Genomic DNA, 17,896 nt, shown 5'->3' with positions numbered 1-17,896 from the left:
ACCCACCCGCCCACCCACCCACCCACCCACCCACCCACCCACCCTCCCACCCACCCACCCACCCACCCACCCACCCACCCACCCACCCACCCACCCACCCACCCACCCACCCACCCACCCACCCACCCACCCACCCCCGCCCCCCGCCCGTCCGCTGCGTTGATCAAGAGGTTTTGGCGCTAGTTGATCTCCGGGAGCGACCAAACCTCTTGATCAACGCAGCGGTGGGTGATCAACGCGGCGGTGGGTGATCAACGCGGCGGGACGGTCAGGGGGTGACTGTGGCGGGTTCGGCTATGCAGGCGGTGCCGATGCGGCGGAAACCGACGCGCAGGTAGACCCGGGCGATCTCTTCGCTGCCGGCGGAGAGGAAGACCAGGCCGGTGCCGTCGGCGAGTAGGGCGCGGGCCAGGGTGGCGGTGACCGCGGCGGCCAGGCCCCGACGGCGCGCGCTGGGCAGGGTGGCCACTCCGGCGATCTCGGCCACATCGCCGACCCGCATGGCCATCCCGCTGGCCAGCGCGCCCTCGGAGGGGGTCTCGGCCAGGGCGGAGAGTCGGCTGCCGTCGGCGATCCGGGCCCGTTCCTCGTCCAGGGCGGCGACGTCGAGGCCGATCATCGCGGCGTCGCGTTCGGCCGGGCCGCCGGCGCCTCGGCTGGTGCCGGGCGCGGCGAAGCCGACGGCCGCGACGGCCCGGCGAGCGGCCACGTCGGCGGCGAGGTCCGGCGCGGCGGCGGCCAGCATCCGCACCGGTACGTCGGTGTACGTCGCCGGGTCGCCGACGGCCTCCGGGTCGAGCACCATCAGCGGGGCTTCCAGTACGCCGAGTCCGGCCGAGCGGGCGACCGCGAGCAGGTCCGGGTTGATCTCGTGCACCCATTCCAGGGCCTCGGGCAGGCCGAGTTCCCGCTGTCGGTTGCGAACCGTCGTCAGGTCGGCCAGCGAGGGCGCTCGGTCGGCACCGAGGCGTGGACGGGCATAGAACGGCCATCCGGGGCCTTCGCGGACGAACAGCACACACCCGCCGTGTTCCTCCGCGCGGGCGACGTCGCGGGGCACCGCGTCGTAGAAGCGCTCCAGCCGATCCAGCAGGTCGGCGTACGGTCTATCCACCGCGCGAGACTACACGTCCCAGAGTCTGGACGGTGTGATCAATCTGCACTGGCCTTGCGTACCGCGCCCTAACGTAGACTCAATAGTCCGATACAGGGCCGACGTCGTCCCGACCATGATCCACGCCTGAGTGACGACAGGAGGCCCGGGTGGCCTTTGCGTACCCACACCACCCCCAGCCGGCACCGCGCGACGGCCAGGTAGCGTCCCCTGCCGGCCTGTACGACGCCGCCCACGAGCACGACGCGTGCGGTGTGGCATTCGTGGCGGACCTGCACGGCCGGCGCTCGCACACGGTGGTCGCCAGCGGTCTCGGCGCCCTGTGTCGGCTGGACCACCGAGGTGCCCGGGGCGCCGAACCGAACACCGGTGACGGCGCGGGCATCATGATCCAGGTTCCGGACGCCTTCCTGCGCGCGGTGGTCGACTTCCCGCTGCCTCCGGCCGGCGAGTACGCCACCGGCCTGGTCTTCTTCCCGGACGACGACGCCGCCGAGGCCCGCGCCCGTCAGGTGATCGAGAAGTACGCCCTGGTGGAGGGTGCCGAGCTGCTCGGCTGGCGGGACGTCCCGGTGGACGCCTCCGACCTCGGCGAGACGGCCCTGGCGGCGATGCCCCGGGTGCGGCAGCTGTTCCTCGCCGCGGACCGGCTGACCGACACCCCCGCCGGTCCGGCCGGCTCCCCGCTGCGCGGCATCGAGCTGGAGCGGGTCGCGTTCTGCGTCCGCAAGCAGGCCGAGCGTGAGTCGGCCGAGCGCGGCGTGCCGGCGTACTTCCCGTCGCTGTCCGGGCGGACCATGGTCTACAAGGGGATGCTCACCCCGGACCAGTTGCCCGCGTTCTATCCGGACCTGACCGACGAGCGGGTGGACAGCGCCATCGCGCTGGTGCACTCGCGCTTCTCCACGAACACGTTCCCGTCCTGGCCGCTGGCGCACCCGTACCGGTTCATCGCGCACAACGGTGAGATCAACACGATCCGCGGCAACCGGAACTGGATGCAGGCCCGCGAGGCACTGTTGCGGACGCCGGAGCTGTCCGGCAACATCCGCCGGGTCTTCCCGATCTGCACCCCGGCAGCCTCGGACTCGGCCAACTTTGACGAGGTCCTGGAGCTGCTGCACCTGGCCGGGCGCAGCCTGCCGCACGCGGTGCTGATGATGATTCCCGAGGCGTGGGAGAACGACCCGGACATGGCCGCCGACAAGCGCGCCTTCTACCGGTTCCACGCCAGCCTGATGGAGCCGTGGGACGGCCCGGCCTCGGTCGCCTTCACCGACGGCGAGATCGTCGGCGCGGTGCTCGACCGCAACGGGCTGCGTCCGGGCCGCTGGTGGCAGACCGCCGACGGACTCGTGGTGCTGGGCAGCGAGGCGGGCGTGCTCGACCTCGACCCGGCCACCGTGGTCGCCAAGGGCCGGCTCCAGCCCGGCAAGATGTTCCTGGTCGACACCACCGCCGGTCGGATCGTGCACGACGACGAGATCAAGACCGAGCTGGCCGCCGCCCAGCCGTATGCGGACTGGCTGCACGCCGGGCTGATCGAGATGGACGACCTGCCGCACCGCGAGCACGAGGTCTACACCCACGACTCGGTACGCCGTCGCCAGCAGACCTTCGGCTACACCGAGGAGGAGCTGAAGATCCTGCTCGCCCCGATGGCCCGCACCGGTGCGGAGCCGATCGGTTCGATGGGCACGGACACCCCGATCGCCCCGCTGTCCACCCGGCCACGGCTGCTCTACGACTACTTCCACCAGCTTTTCGCCCAGGTCACCAACCCGCCGCTGGACGCCATCCGCGAGGAACTGGTGACCAGCCTGGCGACGACCATCGGGCCGGAGGGCAACCTGCTCGACCCGGGCCCGGCGAGCTGTCGGCAGATCGTGCTGCCCTACCCGGTGATCGACAACGACGAGCTGGCCAAGCTCCTCTCCGTCGACGAGGACGGTGACCTGCCCGGCTTCAAGGCGGTCCGGGTCTCCGGGCTCTACCGGATCCGGGACGGCGGCGCCGGCATCAAGGCCCGGCTGACCGAGATCTGCCGGCACGTCTCCGAGGCGATCGAGGACGGCGTCCGCATCCTGGTGCTCTCCGACCGGGATTCCAACGCCGACCTCGCGCCGATCCCGTCCCTGCTGCTCACCGCCGCGGTGCACCAGCACCTGGTCCGGGAGCAGACGCGGACCCAGGTGGCGCTCATCGTGGAGTCCGGGGACTGCCGCGAGGTGCACCACGCGGCGGTGCTCATCGGCTACGGCGCGGCGGCGGTCAACCCGTACCTGGCCTTCGAGTCGGTGGAGGACATGATCTCCACCGGTTCGCTGACCGGGGTCGAGGCGCGTGCCGCGATCCGCAACTACGTCAAGGCGCTCGGCAAGGGCGTCCTGAAGATCATGTCCAAGATGGGCATCTCCACCGTGTCGTCGTACTGCGGGGCGCAGGTCTTCGAGGCGGTCGGCCTGGAGACCCGCCTGGTGCAGCGGTACTTCCGGGGCACGCCGAGCACGATCAGCGGCGTCGGGCTGGACGGCATCCACGCCGAGGTGGCCGCCCGGCACGCGCTGGCCTGGCCGCCGCCGGGCGCCGAGGCCGCCGCCGGGCTGCCGGTCGGCGGTGAGTACCAGTGGCGTCGCGAGGGCGAGCTGCACCTGTTCAACCCGGAGACGGTCTTCCTGCTCCAGCACGCCACCCGGACCCGGCAGTACGACGTGTTCCGCGCGTACACCACCAAGGTCGACGAGTTGGCCGCGAAGGCCGGGTCGCTGCGCGGGCTGTTCCGGCTGCGGACCGGCGACCGGACGCCGGTGCCGATCGAGGAGGTCGAGCCGGTCAGCGAGATCGTCAAGCGGTTCGCCACCGGTGCCATGTCGTACGGGTCGATCTCGGCGGAGTCGCACGAGACCCTGGCGATCGCGATGAACCGGCTCGGCGGCAAGTCCAACACCGGCGAGGGCGGCGAGGACGTCGAGCGCCTCTACGACCCGGCCCGCCGCTCGTCGGTCAAGCAGATCGCCAGTGGCCGCTTCGGCGTCACCAGCGAATACCTGGTCAACGCCGACGACCTCCAGATCAAGATGGCCCAGGGCGCCAAGCCCGGCGAGGGCGGTCAGCTGCCCGGCAACAAGGTGTGGCCGTGGATCGCCCGGACCCGGCACGCCACCCCCGGCGTCGGGTTGATCTCGCCGCCGCCGCACCACGACATCTATTCGATCGAGGACCTCGCCCAGCTCGTGCACGACCTCAAGTGCGTCAACCCGGCCGCCCGGGTGCACGTCAAGCTGGTCAGCGAGGTGGGTGTCGGCACGGTGGCCGCCGGGGTGGCCAAGCTCAAGGCCGACGTCATCCTGATCTCCGGTCACGACGGCGGCACCGGCGCCTCCCCGCTGAACTCGCTCAAGCACGCCGGCACCCCCTGGGAGCTGGGACTGGCCGAGGCACAGCAGACGCTGCTGCTCAACAAGCTGCGGGACCGGGTCACCGTGCAGGTCGACGGCCAGCTCAAGACCGGCCGGGACGTGGTGGTGGCGGCGCTGCTCGGTGCCGAGGAGTTCGGCTTCGCCACCGCGCCGCTGATCGTCTCCGGCTGCGTGATGATGCGCGTGTGTCACCTGGACACCTGCCCGGTCGGCATCGCCACGCAGAACCCGGTGCTGCGCGAGCGCTTCAACGGCAAGCCGGAGTTCGTGGAGAACTTCTTCCTCTTCCTCGCCGAGGAGATCCGCGGTTACCTGGCCGAGCTGGGCCTGCGCAGCATCGACGAGGCGATCGGCCGGACCGAGCTGCTCGACGTCGCGCCCGCCGTCGCGCACTGGAAGGCCGGTGGGGTCGACCTCGGTCGCGTACTGCACCTGCCGGAGCTGCCGGAGGGCGCCGCGCGCCGGGGCGTCCGGGCCCAGGACCACGGCCTGGAGCTGGCGCTGGACAACGAGCTGATCGCGCTGGCCGCCCCGGTGCTGGACGCGTCACCGGCCGACGGGACGCCGGTCGGTCCGGTCCGGGCCGAGGTGACGATCCGCAACGAGCACCGCAGCGTCGGCGCCATGCTGGGCGGCGAGGTGACCCGCCGGTACGGCGGTGCCGGGCTGCCCGCCGACACCGTCGAGTTCACGCTGCGCGGCACGGCCGGGCAGTCGTTCGGCGCGTTCCTGCCGCGCGGGGTCACCATGCGGCTGCACGGCGACGCCAACGACTACGTCGGCAAGGGCCTCTCCGGCGGGCGGCTGGTCGTCCGGCCGGCCGCGTCGGCGCCGTTCGTCGGCACCGGTGCCGAGGCCGGCCGGCGTGCCGAGGACCAGATCATCGCCGGCAACACCATCCTGTACGGCGCCACCGAGGGCGAGGTGTTCCTGCGTGGCCGGGTGGGGGAGCGGTTCGCGGTGCGCAACTCCGGCGCAGTGGCCGTCGTCGAGGGCGTCGGCGACCACGGCTGCGAGTACATGACCGGCGGCACGGTGGTGGTGCTCGGCCCGACCGGGCGCAACTTCGCGGCCGGCATGTCCGGCGGCACCGCGTTCGTCTGGAACCTCGACCGGCGGCGGGTCAACACCGAGCTGGTCGACCTCGCCGCCCCCGGCGAGCAGGAGCGGGTCCGGCTGCACGAGCTGGTGCAGCGGCACTTCGCGGAGACCGACTCGGCGGTCGCCGAGGCGCTGCTCAAGCGCTGGCCGGAGGCGGTGGAGGAGTTCACCGCCGTGGTACCCCGGGACTACCGCCGGGTGATGGAGATCATGCGGGCCGCCGAAGCCGCCGGCCAGAACGTCGACGACGCGGTGATGAGTGCGCTCGCACCGACCGCGCAGCCGCCCCAGGCGGCACCCACGTCGATGCCGGTTCCGTCCGCGTCGCGGGCGATCGCCCAGGAGGTGGCTCGTGCCTGACCCGAACGGTTTCCTGCGCTACCCCCGGCGGATGCCGGCGCGTCGGCCGGTACCGGTGCGGATCAGCGACTGGCGCGAGGTCTATCCGCCCGCCGGTGAGGAGCTGATCCGCGAGCAGGCCACCCGGTGCATGGACTGCGGCATTCCGTTCTGCCACAGCGACACCGCCGGCTGTCCGCTGGGTAACCGCATCCCGGACTGGAACGACCTGGTCCGCACCGGCAACTGGGACGCGGCGGTGGAGTCGTTGCACGCCACCAACAACTTCCCCGAGTTCACCGGCCGGCTCTGCCCGGCACCCTGCGAGTCGGCCTGCGTGCTCGGCATCGGCGGGGGCGCCCCGGTGACCATCAAGCAGGTCGAGGTGGAGATCGCCGACGCCGCGGTGGCCCGAGGGCTGACCCCGCAGCCGAGTCCGACCCCGTCCGGGCGGTCGGTGGCGGTGGTCGGCTCCGGCCCGGCCGGGCTGGCCGCCGCGCAGCAACTCGCCCGTGCCGGGCACGCCGTCACCGTGTACGAGCGCGACGACACCCCGGGCGGCCTGTTGCGGTACGGCATCCCCGACTTCAAGCTGGAGAAGCGGCACATCGACGCCCGGCTGGCGCAGTTGACCGCCGAGGGCGTGGTGTTCCGGACCGGCGTGAACGTCGGCGTCGACGTCACCGCCGCGCAGCTCCGCGCCCAGCACGACGCGGTGCTGCTGGCCTGCGGGGCGTTGCAGGGCCGGGACACCGACACCGTGGGCCGGCAGCTGCGCGGGGTGCACCAGGCGATGGCGCACCTGGTCGCCGCCAACCGGGTGGTCGCCGCGGCCGGCGCGGGCCGTCCCGCGCTGGCCACCCTGCCGGACGGTACGCCGATCGACGCGGCCGGCAAGCACGTGGTCATCATCGGTGGTGGCGACACTGCGGCCGACTGCCTCGGGGTGGCCCACCGGCAGGGCGCGGCCGGCGTACACCAGCTCGACCTGTACCCGCGACCGCCGCAGGCCCGCGACGAGGAGCGCGACCCGTGGCCGACCTGGCCGTGGGTGCTGCGCGAGTACGCGGCGCACGAGGAGGGCGGCGAGCGCGTCTTCGCGGTCGCGGTGCAGGAGTTCGTCGACGACGGCACCGGCGCGGTCCGTGCCGTGCGGATCGCCGAGGTGACCGTCGAGAAGCGGGACGGCCGGCGCATCGTCACCACTGTCCCGGGGACCGAACGGGAGTTGCCCGCCGACCTGGTGCTGCTGGCCATCGGCTTCGAGGGCACCGAGGTGCAGCCGCTGCTGACCCAGTTCGGGGTGACCCGCAACGCGCGGGGCGCGATCGACTCGCGGGGTGACTGGCAGACCGAGGCCGACGGGGTCTTCGTCGCCGGTGACATGCACCGGGGCGCGTCGCTGATCGTCTGGGCCATCGCCGAGGGCCGGGCCGCCGCCGCCGCGATCCACGAGTACCTCGGTGGCGTCGGCACCCTCCCGGCACCCGTGCACGCCACGTCCCAACCCCTCGCTGTGTAAGGAAGGGCCCCCTGTTAACGCCTCGTGCATAGCAGGGGACCCCTCCTAACAACCGCACACACGCCCGGCCGCGATCGGCCGGGCGTGTCGCGTCTGCGGAGTGCGGGCTATTCACTTCATCTGCATGTTTCGATAGCATTACCGGCTAGTAACAACCCCTGGCCACGCGCGCGGTCCACGGGCTCCACCACCACCCTCTGTGGAGGTCCGTCATGTCCCACCGTCCGCTGGCCCGTGCCCTCGCCACGCTGGTCGCCCTCGCCACCGCCACCCTCGGCGCGTTGGCCGTCCCCACCGCCGCCCAGGCCGCCGCACCCGTGCACTACGTCGCGCTCGGCGACTCGTACTCTTCCGGCGTCGGCGCCGGCCCGTACGACCTGTCCACCTGCCTACGCAGCCAGAAGTCGTACGCGCCACTGTGGGCCGCCGCCAACGCGGTGGCCAGCTTCCGCTTCCCGGCCTGCGGCGGCGCGGTCACCGCCGACGTGCTCGCCAACCAACTCGGCGCGCTCAGCGCCACCACCACGATGGTCACCATCACCGTCGGCGGCAACGACGCCGGATTCGCCGACGTGATGACCAGTTGCCGGTTCGGCAGCACCTCCACCTGCACCAGCGCGGTCAACGAGGCCAAGGCGTTCGCCACCGGCACCCTGCCGGCCCGGCTGGACCGCACCTACGCCGCGATCCGCGAGCGCGCTCCGAACGCACGGCTGATCGTGCTCGGCTACCCGCGTCTGTTCGAGACCCGGTCCTGCGGGCTGCTGGCGATGAGCACCTACAAGCGCACCATCCTCAACGAGGCGGCCGACGTCCTCGCCGAGGTGACCGCCGACCGGGCGGCCGCGGCCGGCGCCACCTTCGCCGATACCCGGCCCACCTTCGCCGGCCACGGGGTCTGCGGCGCCCAGCCGTGGATCCGCGACGTCACGGGCGTCATCGAGGCGTACCACCCCAACGCCGACGGCTACCGGTACGGGTACCTGCCGGCGCTCAACGCGGTCACCGGCTGACCGCTCGCGATGTTAGGAAGGGTCCCCTGCTATACACGAGGCGTTAGCAGGGGACCCTTCCTTTCACCACACGCCCGAGCGCGACGGGACCGTGCCCGGATCGCCGCTGTCCGTTAGGGTTTCAGCGGACCAGGCGGCCGTCGGCGGAGGGGCACACGTTGGGCAGGCTCGCGTCGGCGTACGGGCAGGCGATGGCCGCCCACCGGGCCGCCCAGGCCCACCTCGACTCCGCCCGTGACGCGCTGCGCGGCGCGGTGCCGGTCACCCCGGCGGCCGACACCGACCTGGTGGCCCGGCTGGCCCGGGTCGGCACGGCGTTGGCCACCCCGACCCCGGGTACGCCCCTGGTGCACCAGCCCGTGCCGGTACGCGTCGGCGAAGCGGTCGTCGCCGGTGGCGGATTCCCGGTGCTGCTGCCGCTCGGTGCCGGGCACCATCTGGCGGTCGACACCGACGCCCGTGACCCGGCCGTGGCCGCCCTGCTGCGGGCACTCGTGCTGCGGTTGCTGGCCACCGCCGCGCCCGGCGGCGTCCGGGTCGCCGGGCTGGACACGGCCGCTCTCGGTGCCACCTTCGGACCACTGCGGCCCCTGGCCGACGCCGGAGTGATCGACCCACCGGCCACCACCGACGCCGATGTCACCGCCCTGCTCGACGCCGCCGAACAGCACGCCCGGGACGCGCGTCGCGCCGACCGGCCCGACCAGGAACTCCTGCTGGTGGTCGCCGCGTCCGTCCCGTCGCCCCGCGAGGCGGCCCGGCTCGCCGCGCTCACCCACGCCGGGCCCGCCGCAGCGGTCTGCGTCCTGCTGGCCGGCTGGCCGGCGACCGGCCCGGGGGAGTCCGCGCCACCCCTGGGCCACACCACCGTGGTGCGGCTGGCCGGCGACCAGACCCGGGTCGGTGACCCGCCCGGAACGCCGTTCAGCGCCGACGGCAGCGGGCTGAGCGTCCCGGTGCGTCTGGACGGCGACGCGCCGCCGGCCTCGGTCGCCGCCCTCGCCACCCACCTCGGCGACGCCGCCCGGCGCGGTGCGGCGGTCAGCTTCGCCGACCTGCTGCCCGGGCAGCGCTGGACCGCCTCCGCCCGCGCCGGCCTGCGTACCGTGGTGGGCCGCGCCGGCCGCGACCCGTTCAGCATGGCCTTCGACGACGCCACCCCGCACTGGCTGGTCGGCGGACGCACCGGCGCCGGCAAGACGGTCTTCCTGCTCGACGTGCTCTACGGCCTGGCCGCCCGCTACTCGCCGGCCGAGTTGCAGCTCTACCTCCTCGACTTCAAGGAGGGGGTGAGCTTCACCGAGTTCGTCCCCACCGGACACGACCCGTCGTGGTTGCCGCACGCCCGTGCCGTCGGCATCGAGAGCGACCGCGAGTACGGCGTGGCCGTACTCCGCGAGCTGCGCCGCGAACTGCACCGGCGGGCCACCGCACTCAAACGCCACGGCGTCACCAAGCTCGCCGATCTGCCCGCCGACACGCCGGTGCCCCGGATCGTCGCCGTGATCGACGAGTTCCAGGTGCTGCTCGCCGCCAACGACCCGCTCGCCCGCGAATCGGTGGACCTGCTGGAGGAATTGGCCCGCAAGGGCCGCTCGTACGGCGTACACCTGGTGCTCGCCAGCCAGAGCACGACGGGGATCGAGGCCCTCTACGGGCGGGCCGAGGCGGTCTTCGGTCAGTTCGCGCTGCGGGTGGCGCTGGCCGGCGGCGGGGGAGTGCTCGACCAGCTCAACGATGCGGCGGCGACCCTGCCGGTCGGCTCGGCCGTAGTCAACACCGCCGCCGGCGCGCCCGGCGCGAACACCGTGATCCGGTTCCCCGACGCGCACGCCGCCGGTGGCGAGTTGACCCGGCTGCGGCACGACCTGTGGCAGGCCCGTCCGCCCGGCGCGCGCCCGCCTTCGGTGTTCCGGGGGTACGACACCGCCCACGTCGAGGCCGACGCCACCTTCACCGGTCTACGCCCCGGCGGGCGGCGTCCCCTGGCGCTGGTCGGCCGGACGGTCGACGTGGACGGCACCACCGCCATGTTCATCATGGACACCGCCCCCGGCCGACACCTGGCCGTGGTGGGCACCTCGGCCACCGGTGCCGAGGTGCTGCGCGCCGCGACCCTGAGCCTCGCCCGGCAGCACACCCCCGGCGAGGCGACCTTCCTGCTCGCCCCGCTGGTCGCCGCCGCCGACTCGGCCGCCGACGACACCGCCGCCGAACTCACCGCCGCCGGGCACCCGGTGCAGCGGCTGGACACCGCCGCCCTGCGCGCCAGGATCGGCGCCCTCGGGGCCGCCACTCCCGACGCCGGGACGTCCGATCCCGGCGTGCCCGGGGCCGGCGGGCCCGACCCGTCTGCGCCGTCCGGTGGACCGGTCGCTGCGGCGCGTACCTATCTGGTGGTGTTCGGGGTGGACGCCGCCGCCGGACGGCTCGCCGAGACCGATCCGGCGACCTTCCGCTCCGGCCACGACGACCTGCGGACCCTGCTGCGCCAGGGCCCCGGCCACGGGGTACACCTGCTCGGCTGGTGGCGTGGCCTGCGTCGACTCGCCGACGACCTCGGCGGCACCCAGAACCGCGACGACGTGGCCTGCCTGGTCGCGTTGAACGTGCCCGGCGCCGACCTCGGTCTGCACCTCGGCGTGCACGACCTCGCGTACACGCCCCGGGCCGACCGGGCGCTGCTGGTGGACCGGCACGACCAGCGGGTCCGGTTGATCGTGCCGTTCGCCCGGGACGGGCACACCCCCGACGGGCAGGAGTGAGGCGTGTCCAGCTTCGACGAGTACGCCGCGCTGCTGCGGCACCTCTCCGCACAGCAGCGCGCCGGTGAACAGGACACCGCCGCCAAGACCGAACGACACCGTCACCTCGGTGCCACCGTGGACTACCTGCACCGACGCCTGCTCGCCCAGGGCCAGCGCCTCGACCACCTCGGCCGCACCATCGGCGTGGACCCGGGCACCGCGGTCCCGCCGCCGGGCTTCCCGCCCGGGTCCGGCCCGCCGATGCCCCCGGGTGCCGCGCAGGTGTCGGGTGTGCCGGTCTCCGGTTCGCCCGATTCCGGGCCGTCGGGCGGCACGTCGGCCTTCGGCACGCCGGGTGCCGGGTTGGTCTCGGGGATGCCCGAGCCGCCGGCTGCCGCCGGTCACCAGCCGGTGTCCGGGGGACCGTCGGGGTCGCCGGGGCAGACGGACCGGGCGTTGCCGGTGGCGGTGAGCGCGACGGAGGCGGGGGTGCCGGCCCAGCGGGCCGGAACGGTCGACCCGGCCACGGAGCTGGAGTTGGCGCGGCGCTGGGCGGACGAGGCGGACAGGTACGCCCAGCAGGCCGAGATGCTGGCCCAGCGGCCGGTGCTGCTGCCGGGCTGGTCGCCGATGGCTCGGGCGGTCGCCGTGTACCTCGGCTTCTCCGGTGTCGCCGTGGTGCTGATGCTGGTGATGGTGCTCGCCTCCGGCGTCGGTGCGGTCGGCTTCGGCACCCTGATCGCCTGGATGTGCGCCGGTCTGCCCGCAGCGGCCCTGATCGGCGCCTGGCTGGTGCTCGGCAAGTGGGGGCGGCCCGCCAGCGGTGCCGCCACACCGCCCCGGTACCCGCTGCTGGGCTTCCTGCTCTGCTTCCTCGCCGTGCCGCTCGCCTACTGCGGCTACCTGCTGCTGTTCCGCGCGCTGCGCTGACCCGGCCCCTGCGTGTGGTCCGGCGTCCGCCAGGCCCACTGCGCGATCGATTGCGGGCGGCGCGGTGGGAACTGTGCTGCGGGCGCTATCGAGCTGAGCGCAGCGACGGATCGCTGGCGGGGCGAGTCGGCGTCGCAGGCCCGACGGACATGACGGGGCGCCTCGCGACTCGTCTTCTTCGAGGTGGGTAGATCTGTTGTCGTCCCAGCGACAACAGATCTACCCACCTCTCAGTGAACCGGGTGCGCGGTGCGGGTGGTCGCGGTGTGGGGACGGATCTCGTACGCTCCTGTGTGGTCGCGGGGGCGGTCGAGCCGGGGAGGGCATGTGAGCGCAGCGGAGATGATCGCCCGGTTGGCGGCAGCCGCGCAGAAGCTGGATGAGGCGAAGGCGAAGACGGCCGCCGCCGCCCAGGATGCTGCCGAGGCGCGGCAACTCGTCGCGGGCGCGTTGCAGGGCGTGGCCGCCGGTCCGCTGATCGGGATGATCGACTCGTACCGGCAGGCGCTCGCGCAGGCCGCCGAGGGCGGTGGCCCGGCCCGGCAGCACGTCCAGGAGACGATCACCAAGGTACGCGCGCTGGGCAACTGACCGGGGCGATCAAGGAGGTGGCGGGTGGACCGCGACGGCGGGACGGTGGACGGGTTCCACATCGGGCACGTGCCGCCCGGTGTCGGCGACGAGGTGTCGGACTTCGCCAGCGAGTGGGAGGGCGTGGGCCTCACCAGCCGGTTCTGGGAGCGGCCGACGGCCGACGGCCACCAGGTGGACCTGCGCGTCCACGTGCTGCGAGGTGAGCGCCTCGCCGACCTCGACGCGGTACGCGACTTCCTCGCCGAGTATCACGAGCGTGATCCGGCGCAGTGGCGGCTGACCGAGTTCGCGCACGAGGACGGCCCGGGGCTGACCGACGATGCGCAGGCGTTCTGGCTGGTCGAACCCGGTGTCGCCGTCACCGTGCTGACGACCCCGGAGTTCGCCGAGGCGCTCGCGGCGACCGCGCTGGCCCTACGCGTCGCCCCCGACGACGTGACGTGACCGCCGGGGCGGCCGGGCCGCACGTGCTCACCGCAGCCAGCGGACGTGGGCTCCGACGAGCCGGATCACCTGTCGCCAGGCACGGTTGACGGGCCCAGACTGGAGTTGGCCGAGCTGGCGACGTGCCTTCCACCCGCTGAGCGGCCGGTCCGCCACGCGCATCAGATCGTCGAGTTCGTCAAGCGGCGAGCCCACGCGTAACAGGCGGCGTACGTCGTCCCACTCGAACGCCTCCGCGAGTTCCAGGACGAGGTCGCGGTGGCCGATGAACAGACGCGGCACCCATTCGGTGATCGGGAACCTCAGGTTGTAGACGATCAGGTCGAAGTCGTACGACTGCTCGTCGTCGTCGCGCATCCCCGTCCGGAGCGCCCAGTTCATGAAGTCGTCCCAACCGGGTACGGCGGCCAGTTCGTGGGCTCCGGGCTCGGTCAGATACCGCTGCAACGATTCCGGTGACCGGAACAGGAGCAGGTCACCGTCGGCACCGAGGAAGAGGGCCTGCTCTTTCTGGTCGTCGACGTACGCCCGGAGTGTGTACCCTTCCTCGCCGTTCGGCAGCGACACGGTGATCGGCCGGATGGCCGGTGACTTCGGTAGTGCCGCCGGGTCGTACGACGGATGTGTCCACCGTGCCGAGGGATGCTGGCGTTCGCGGGCCTCCCGTTCGCGTTCCTTCCGTTCCCGCTCGCGCGTCTCGCGATCGCGGGCCTCGCGTTCCTCGGCCTCGCGCTCGCGCGCCTCCCGTTCCTCGGTGGCACGCCTACGGGCCTCGCGTTCCCGCATGTCCCGTTCGTAGGCGTCGCGCTCCCGTGTGCGCCGCTCCTGTTCCTGCTCGAAGGTCTCGCGCTGACCGGTCCCGCCACCACCGCCGTTTCCGCCACCACTGCTGGTCCGGCCACCACTGCTGGTCTGCTCTCCGCGGCTGTCCCGACCATGACCGTCGAGGAGCAGTTTGTACGCGGCGTTGATCTGCTGCATCTGCCGGGTCGCCTCGGCGCGGACATTCTCCGGACTCGACTGGTGCCGGTCCGGGTGCCAGACCTGCACGAGAATGCGATAGCGCTCCCGAATCTGTGCCGGCGTCGAATGCCGGGTGACGCCGAGGAGGAGGTACGGATCCTGGCCGTCAGGAGACATGTGTTCGCCGGTCTTCACGAGTGCGGAGCGTTGGCTGCGGCGATGGTAACAGTGTCCGTCGATTCGCGCGGTCGTCGAATCGCCTGCGCCCCACCGTGCAGGAGCGTGGCACTGTAGCTGCTCGACACGCCGGGCCGGCGCCAGCTGCACTGCCACGATCCGGGCCGATGGGCACGCGTCGTGGTCACGCGGGCCGGACGGCGACCGCTGAGGACCTGGCGCCGCTGGCCTTCGCGGGCCACGCGCACTTCACCGCCATGCAGGTACGCGGGGGACAGGTGCGAGGCCTCGACCTGCACCTGGAACGGCTGCGGTCCGCCTCGGCGCAGATGTTCGGTCGGGTGGTGCCCGACGACCGGGTCCGTGCCCACCTGCGGGCGGCGCTGGCGCAGAGCCCGGACGATGTCTCGCTGCTGGCCACCGTGTACTCGTCGGCAGGCGAGTTCACCCTGCCCGCTCCGGACGACGAGCTGGCGGTGCTGGTCCGGACCGGGCCGGCGGCATCCGGGCCGCCGGGCCCGCTGACGCTGGCGACGGTCGAGTACGAACGGGTCCTCCCGGAGGTGAAACACGTCGGCGAGGTGGCCAAGACGCATCTTCTCCGTCAGGCCGTGGCCCGAGGTGCCGACGACGCCGCTTTCGTCGACCGGCGGGGCCGGTTGAGTGAGGGGACGATCTGGAACCTGGCCTTCTGGGACGGTACGTCGGTGGTGTGGCCCGACGCGGAGATGCTCGGCGGGACCACGATGGGCATCGTCCGCCGCCAGGTGGACCGCCTCGGCGTCCCGCAGCGCGTGCAGGAGGTCACCGTCGCCGACCTGCCGGGCATGGCGGGGTGCGTGGTGATGAACTCGTGGACGCCGGGCGTGGCGGTGCACCGGATCGACGCGGTGCCGCTGCCCGACGCGCCGTCCTTCCTGTCCCTGCTGCACCGGGCCTACCGGGCCGAACCGCTCACCTCCCCGTGAGGAAGGGGCATGACGAACGGGGTCCTGCTCACCGGCGACGGCGACGGCGACGGCGATGGCGTCGGGGGTGGGGCGGGGGCGGGTGGGGGAGTCCAGGCCGAACTGCTCGGCCCGGTTCACGGGTCGGTGAGCAGCAGCCAGTCGTCGTCCAGGGGCGCGACCGTGGTGCCGTCGGGCCAGACGTGGGCGGCGGACGTCGTCGCGCGGGCCCGGTCGACCCGGGGGCGGTGGGCCAGCGTGGCGGACTCGAAGCTGACCGGGCCGTGGAAGCGGGCACGACCGAAGTTCGCCGTGCCGGGGAAGTGGGCGCCGGTGAACCAGACATCGGCGGCGAACTCGGTCCAGCGGAACAGGGCCAGGTCGGCGAAGTGGGCGCTCCGGAAATCGACGTGGCCGCCGAAGGCAGTGTGCTCCATGGACAGTCCGCCGAGGAACGACGCCTGGGGGAAGAACGCGCTGCCGCCGAACGTGGCGTGGTCGAAGGTGACCGACCGGCGGAACGTGGCGCCGCGCCAGGAGGTCTCGCCGAGTGTGGCGTGCCGGGCGGTGACCCGCCCGCCGAACTCGGCGTCGTCGGCGTACAGCCCACCGGTGACCCGGGCGTCGTCCAGCACGATCTCCGCGTCGCCGGTGACCGCGTCCAGCACCAGCTCGTCGAAGGTGGCCGCGAGCACCAGCCGACCACCGAGCCGGGCACCGCGTAACCGGGTGACGCCGGTGCACGTCGCACCGGTCAGGTCGGCGTCGTCGAGGATGCACCCGGACGCGTCGAGGTCGTGCAGGCGGGCGCCGGTCAGGTCCAGCCGCATACCGGGCCAGAACGCGTCGCCGTCCGCGCGCAGGTGCGCGGTCACCACCCGCTGCGCGGTACGGCGTACCTCCGACTCGCGCGCGTCGTCGTCCGGCGGCGGCATCCGCAGGTACGCGCAGAGCACCGCCACGATGGTCGGGCGCTGTGCCGGGTTGTCCTGACCGAGGCGTTCCAGGGCGTGCAGTCCACCGAGGCGTACCGCCGCGTTGTCGTTGCCGAGCAGCTCCACGGCCCGGGTGTACAGCTCGGTGAGTCGGCGCTCGGCGGCGTCGTACGCGGCGGCGTCGGCCTGACTCTCCTGGTGCCGCTGCCCGGCCTCGGCGACCGCCTCGACGTGCGCCTGCACCCGGTCGCGGTGTTCCTGGTCCCGGGCGGCGACGGTCTCCTGGTGTCGTTGCGCCCGCTCGCTGATCCACTGTCGGCGGGCGGCGAGCAACAGGGCCAGCCCGCCGCCGGTGCCGGCGACCACGGTCAGTCCGGTGCGGATCGCGTCGATGCGCAGGCCGGCTCGGGTGTCCGGGGCAGCGGCCCGGTCGGCCTCACCGAGCAGCCAGTCCAGCACCCACCAGCCGAGCAGGGCGGCCACAAGCAGCCCGATCAGGATCAGCCACCAGGGCATGACCCGGAGACGCTCGTCGGGGGGCGAGGTGCCGCGCACGGCTCACAGCATGCCATCGAATCGCGCCGCCCGCCGGTGCCGCCCGTCTGGGGTTGCGGCGGAACCTCCGGCACGGTACGCCATGCGTACGCAGATCCGCCGATGTCTCCGGGGGCCCACCCGGCGGCGGTCTGGAAGTCGAGGATGGAATGGAATTCTTGACCAGTCCCGAGCTGTGGATCGCGTTCGCGACCCTGCTCCTGCTGGAGATCGTGCTGGGCATCGACAACGTCGTGTTCATCTCGATCCTGTCCGGCCGGTTGCCTGAGCATCAGCAGGCCCGCGCCCGGATGATCGGCATCTCGCTCGCCCTGATCACCCGTCTGATCCTGCTGGCCTCGTTGTCCTGGATCATCGGCCTGACCGCTCCGCTGTTCACCGTGCTCGGACAGGAGATCTCCGGGCGGGACCTGATCCTGCTGCTCGGCGGGTTGTTCCTGGTCGGCAAGGCGACGTACGAGATCCACGAGCACCTGGAGGGATCCGACCACGCCAAGTCGGGCAAGAAGGCCGCCTCGTTCGGTGTGGTCATCGCGCAGATCCTGGTGCTGGACGTGGTCTTCTCGCTCGACTCGGTGATCACCGCGGTCGGCATGGTCGACGAACTCGCCATCATGGTGGCCGCCGTGGTGATCGCAATGATCATCATGTTGGTCTCGGTCAATGCGGTGAGCACCTTCGTCAACCAGCATCCGACGGTCAAGATGCTCGCCCTGTCGTTCCTGCTGATCATCGGTGCCAGCCTGATCGCGGAGGGCCTCGACCAGCACATCCCGAAGGGCTACGTGTACGGCCCGATCGCCTTCTCGATCTTCGTGGAGTTCCTCAACCTGCGGGTCCGGTCGCGTCAGCGACGCCGTCAGGAGAACCAGCCGGTGCAACTGCACCCGACGTACGTCAAGAACGGTCAGGCGCGGCCCGAGGCCGAGCCCGAGCCGGAGAAGACCCCGGCCGGCTGACCCGCGTACCAACTCGGACGCCGCACACACCCGGTCGGTGCGTGCGGCGTCCGCCGTCCGGCGGTGTGCCCCGCTCTCCGCGGTGTTCGTGCGGTGGCGACGAAGAGATCGCTACCCGCGCGTAACTTTTCATTGAC

The 17,896-nt window shown here is 72.7% G+C and carries 12 protein-coding genes; 9 read left to right on the top strand and 3 right to left on the bottom strand.

Annotated elements, in window-relative coordinates:
- Positions 1-268: 268 nt before the first annotated feature.
- Entirely contained in the window at positions 269-1,114 is an 846-nt protein-coding gene (locus tag ACZ31C_RS16055) for a GNAT family N-acetyltransferase (RefSeq protein ID WP_465795933.1), read from the bottom strand.
- A 149-nt stretch (positions 1,115-1,263) separates the two neighbouring features.
- Between ACZ31C_RS16055 and gltB the strand changes: the two genes are divergently transcribed.
- From gltB to ACZ31C_RS16020, 7 genes are all read left to right on the top strand, one after another.
- A complete protein-coding gene (gene gltB, locus ACZ31C_RS16050) occupies positions 1,264-5,994 on the top strand; it encodes a glutamate synthase large subunit (RefSeq protein WP_465795932.1) in 4,731 nt (1,576 codons plus the stop codon).
- Positions 5,987-7,495 carry a glutamate synthase subunit beta gene (locus ACZ31C_RS16045; RefSeq protein WP_449946720.1) on the top strand — a complete coding sequence of 503 codons (1,509 nt, stop codon included), beginning with the start codon at positions 5,987-5,989 and terminating at the stop codon, positions 7,493-7,495. The genes gltB and ACZ31C_RS16045 overlap by 8 nt, the downstream gene beginning before the upstream one ends.
- A 212-nt stretch (positions 7,496-7,707) precedes the next feature.
- Entirely contained in the window at positions 7,708-8,508 is an 801-nt protein-coding gene (locus ACZ31C_RS16040; protein ID WP_396742726.1) for an SGNH/GDSL hydrolase family protein, read from the top strand.
- 191 nt (positions 8,509-8,699) lie between these two features.
- Positions 8,700-11,273, top strand: coding sequence for an FtsK/SpoIIIE domain-containing protein (locus ACZ31C_RS16035; protein WP_465795956.1), 2,574 nt, complete (start codon positions 8,700-8,702; stop codon positions 11,271-11,273).
- 3 nt (positions 11,274-11,276) lie between these two features.
- Positions 11,277-12,185 (top strand): hypothetical protein, encoded by a 909-nt coding sequence (locus ACZ31C_RS16030; protein ID WP_465795931.1) that lies wholly within the window; start codon positions 11,277-11,279, stop codon positions 12,183-12,185.
- Positions 12,186-12,512: 327 nt separating this feature from the next.
- Positions 12,513-12,776 (top strand): DUF6244 family protein, encoded by a 264-nt coding sequence (locus ACZ31C_RS16025; protein WP_350696440.1) that lies wholly within the window; start codon positions 12,513-12,515, stop codon positions 12,774-12,776.
- Positions 12,777-12,800: 24 nt separating this feature from the next.
- Positions 12,801-13,223: a hypothetical protein gene (locus tag ACZ31C_RS16020; RefSeq protein ID WP_465795930.1), complete on the top strand. Its 423-nt coding sequence runs from the start codon at positions 12,801-12,803 to the stop codon at positions 13,221-13,223.
- 27 nt (positions 13,224-13,250) lie between these two features.
- Here ACZ31C_RS16020 and ACZ31C_RS16015 read toward each other — a convergent pair whose 3' ends face one another.
- Entirely contained in the window at positions 13,251-14,363 is a 1,113-nt protein-coding gene (locus tag ACZ31C_RS16015; protein ID WP_465795929.1) for a J domain-containing protein, read from the bottom strand.
- Between the two features lie 167 nt (positions 14,364-14,530).
- Between ACZ31C_RS16015 and ACZ31C_RS16010 the strand changes: the two genes are divergently transcribed.
- On the top strand, positions 14,531-15,331 hold the full coding sequence (locus ACZ31C_RS16010; RefSeq protein ID WP_465795928.1) for an aminotransferase class IV family protein: 801 nt from the start codon (positions 14,531-14,533) through the stop codon (positions 15,329-15,331).
- A gap of 116 nt (positions 15,332-15,447) precedes the next feature.
- On the opposite strand, the gene ACZ31C_RS16005 is transcribed toward ACZ31C_RS16010, so the two are convergent.
- The gene (locus tag ACZ31C_RS16005) at positions 15,448-16,800 is read right to left on the bottom strand and encodes a pentapeptide repeat-containing protein (RefSeq protein ID WP_465795927.1); all 1,353 of its coding nucleotides are present in this window, start codon (positions 16,798-16,800) and stop codon (positions 15,448-15,450) included.
- 149 nt (positions 16,801-16,949) lie between these two features.
- On the opposite strand from ACZ31C_RS16005, the gene ACZ31C_RS16000 reads away from it, so the two are divergent.
- Positions 16,950-17,759 carry a TerC family protein gene (locus ACZ31C_RS16000; RefSeq protein ID WP_465795926.1) on the top strand — a complete coding sequence of 270 codons (810 nt, stop codon included), beginning with the start codon at positions 16,950-16,952 and terminating at the stop codon, positions 17,757-17,759.
- The last annotated feature ends 137 nt before the right edge of the window (positions 17,760-17,896 follow it).

This window comes from Micromonospora sp. NPDC023869, assembly GCF_055559695.1.
The sequence above is the reverse complement of the archived record's forward strand: the minus strand, read 5'-3'. Positions and strand labels throughout refer to the sequence as shown.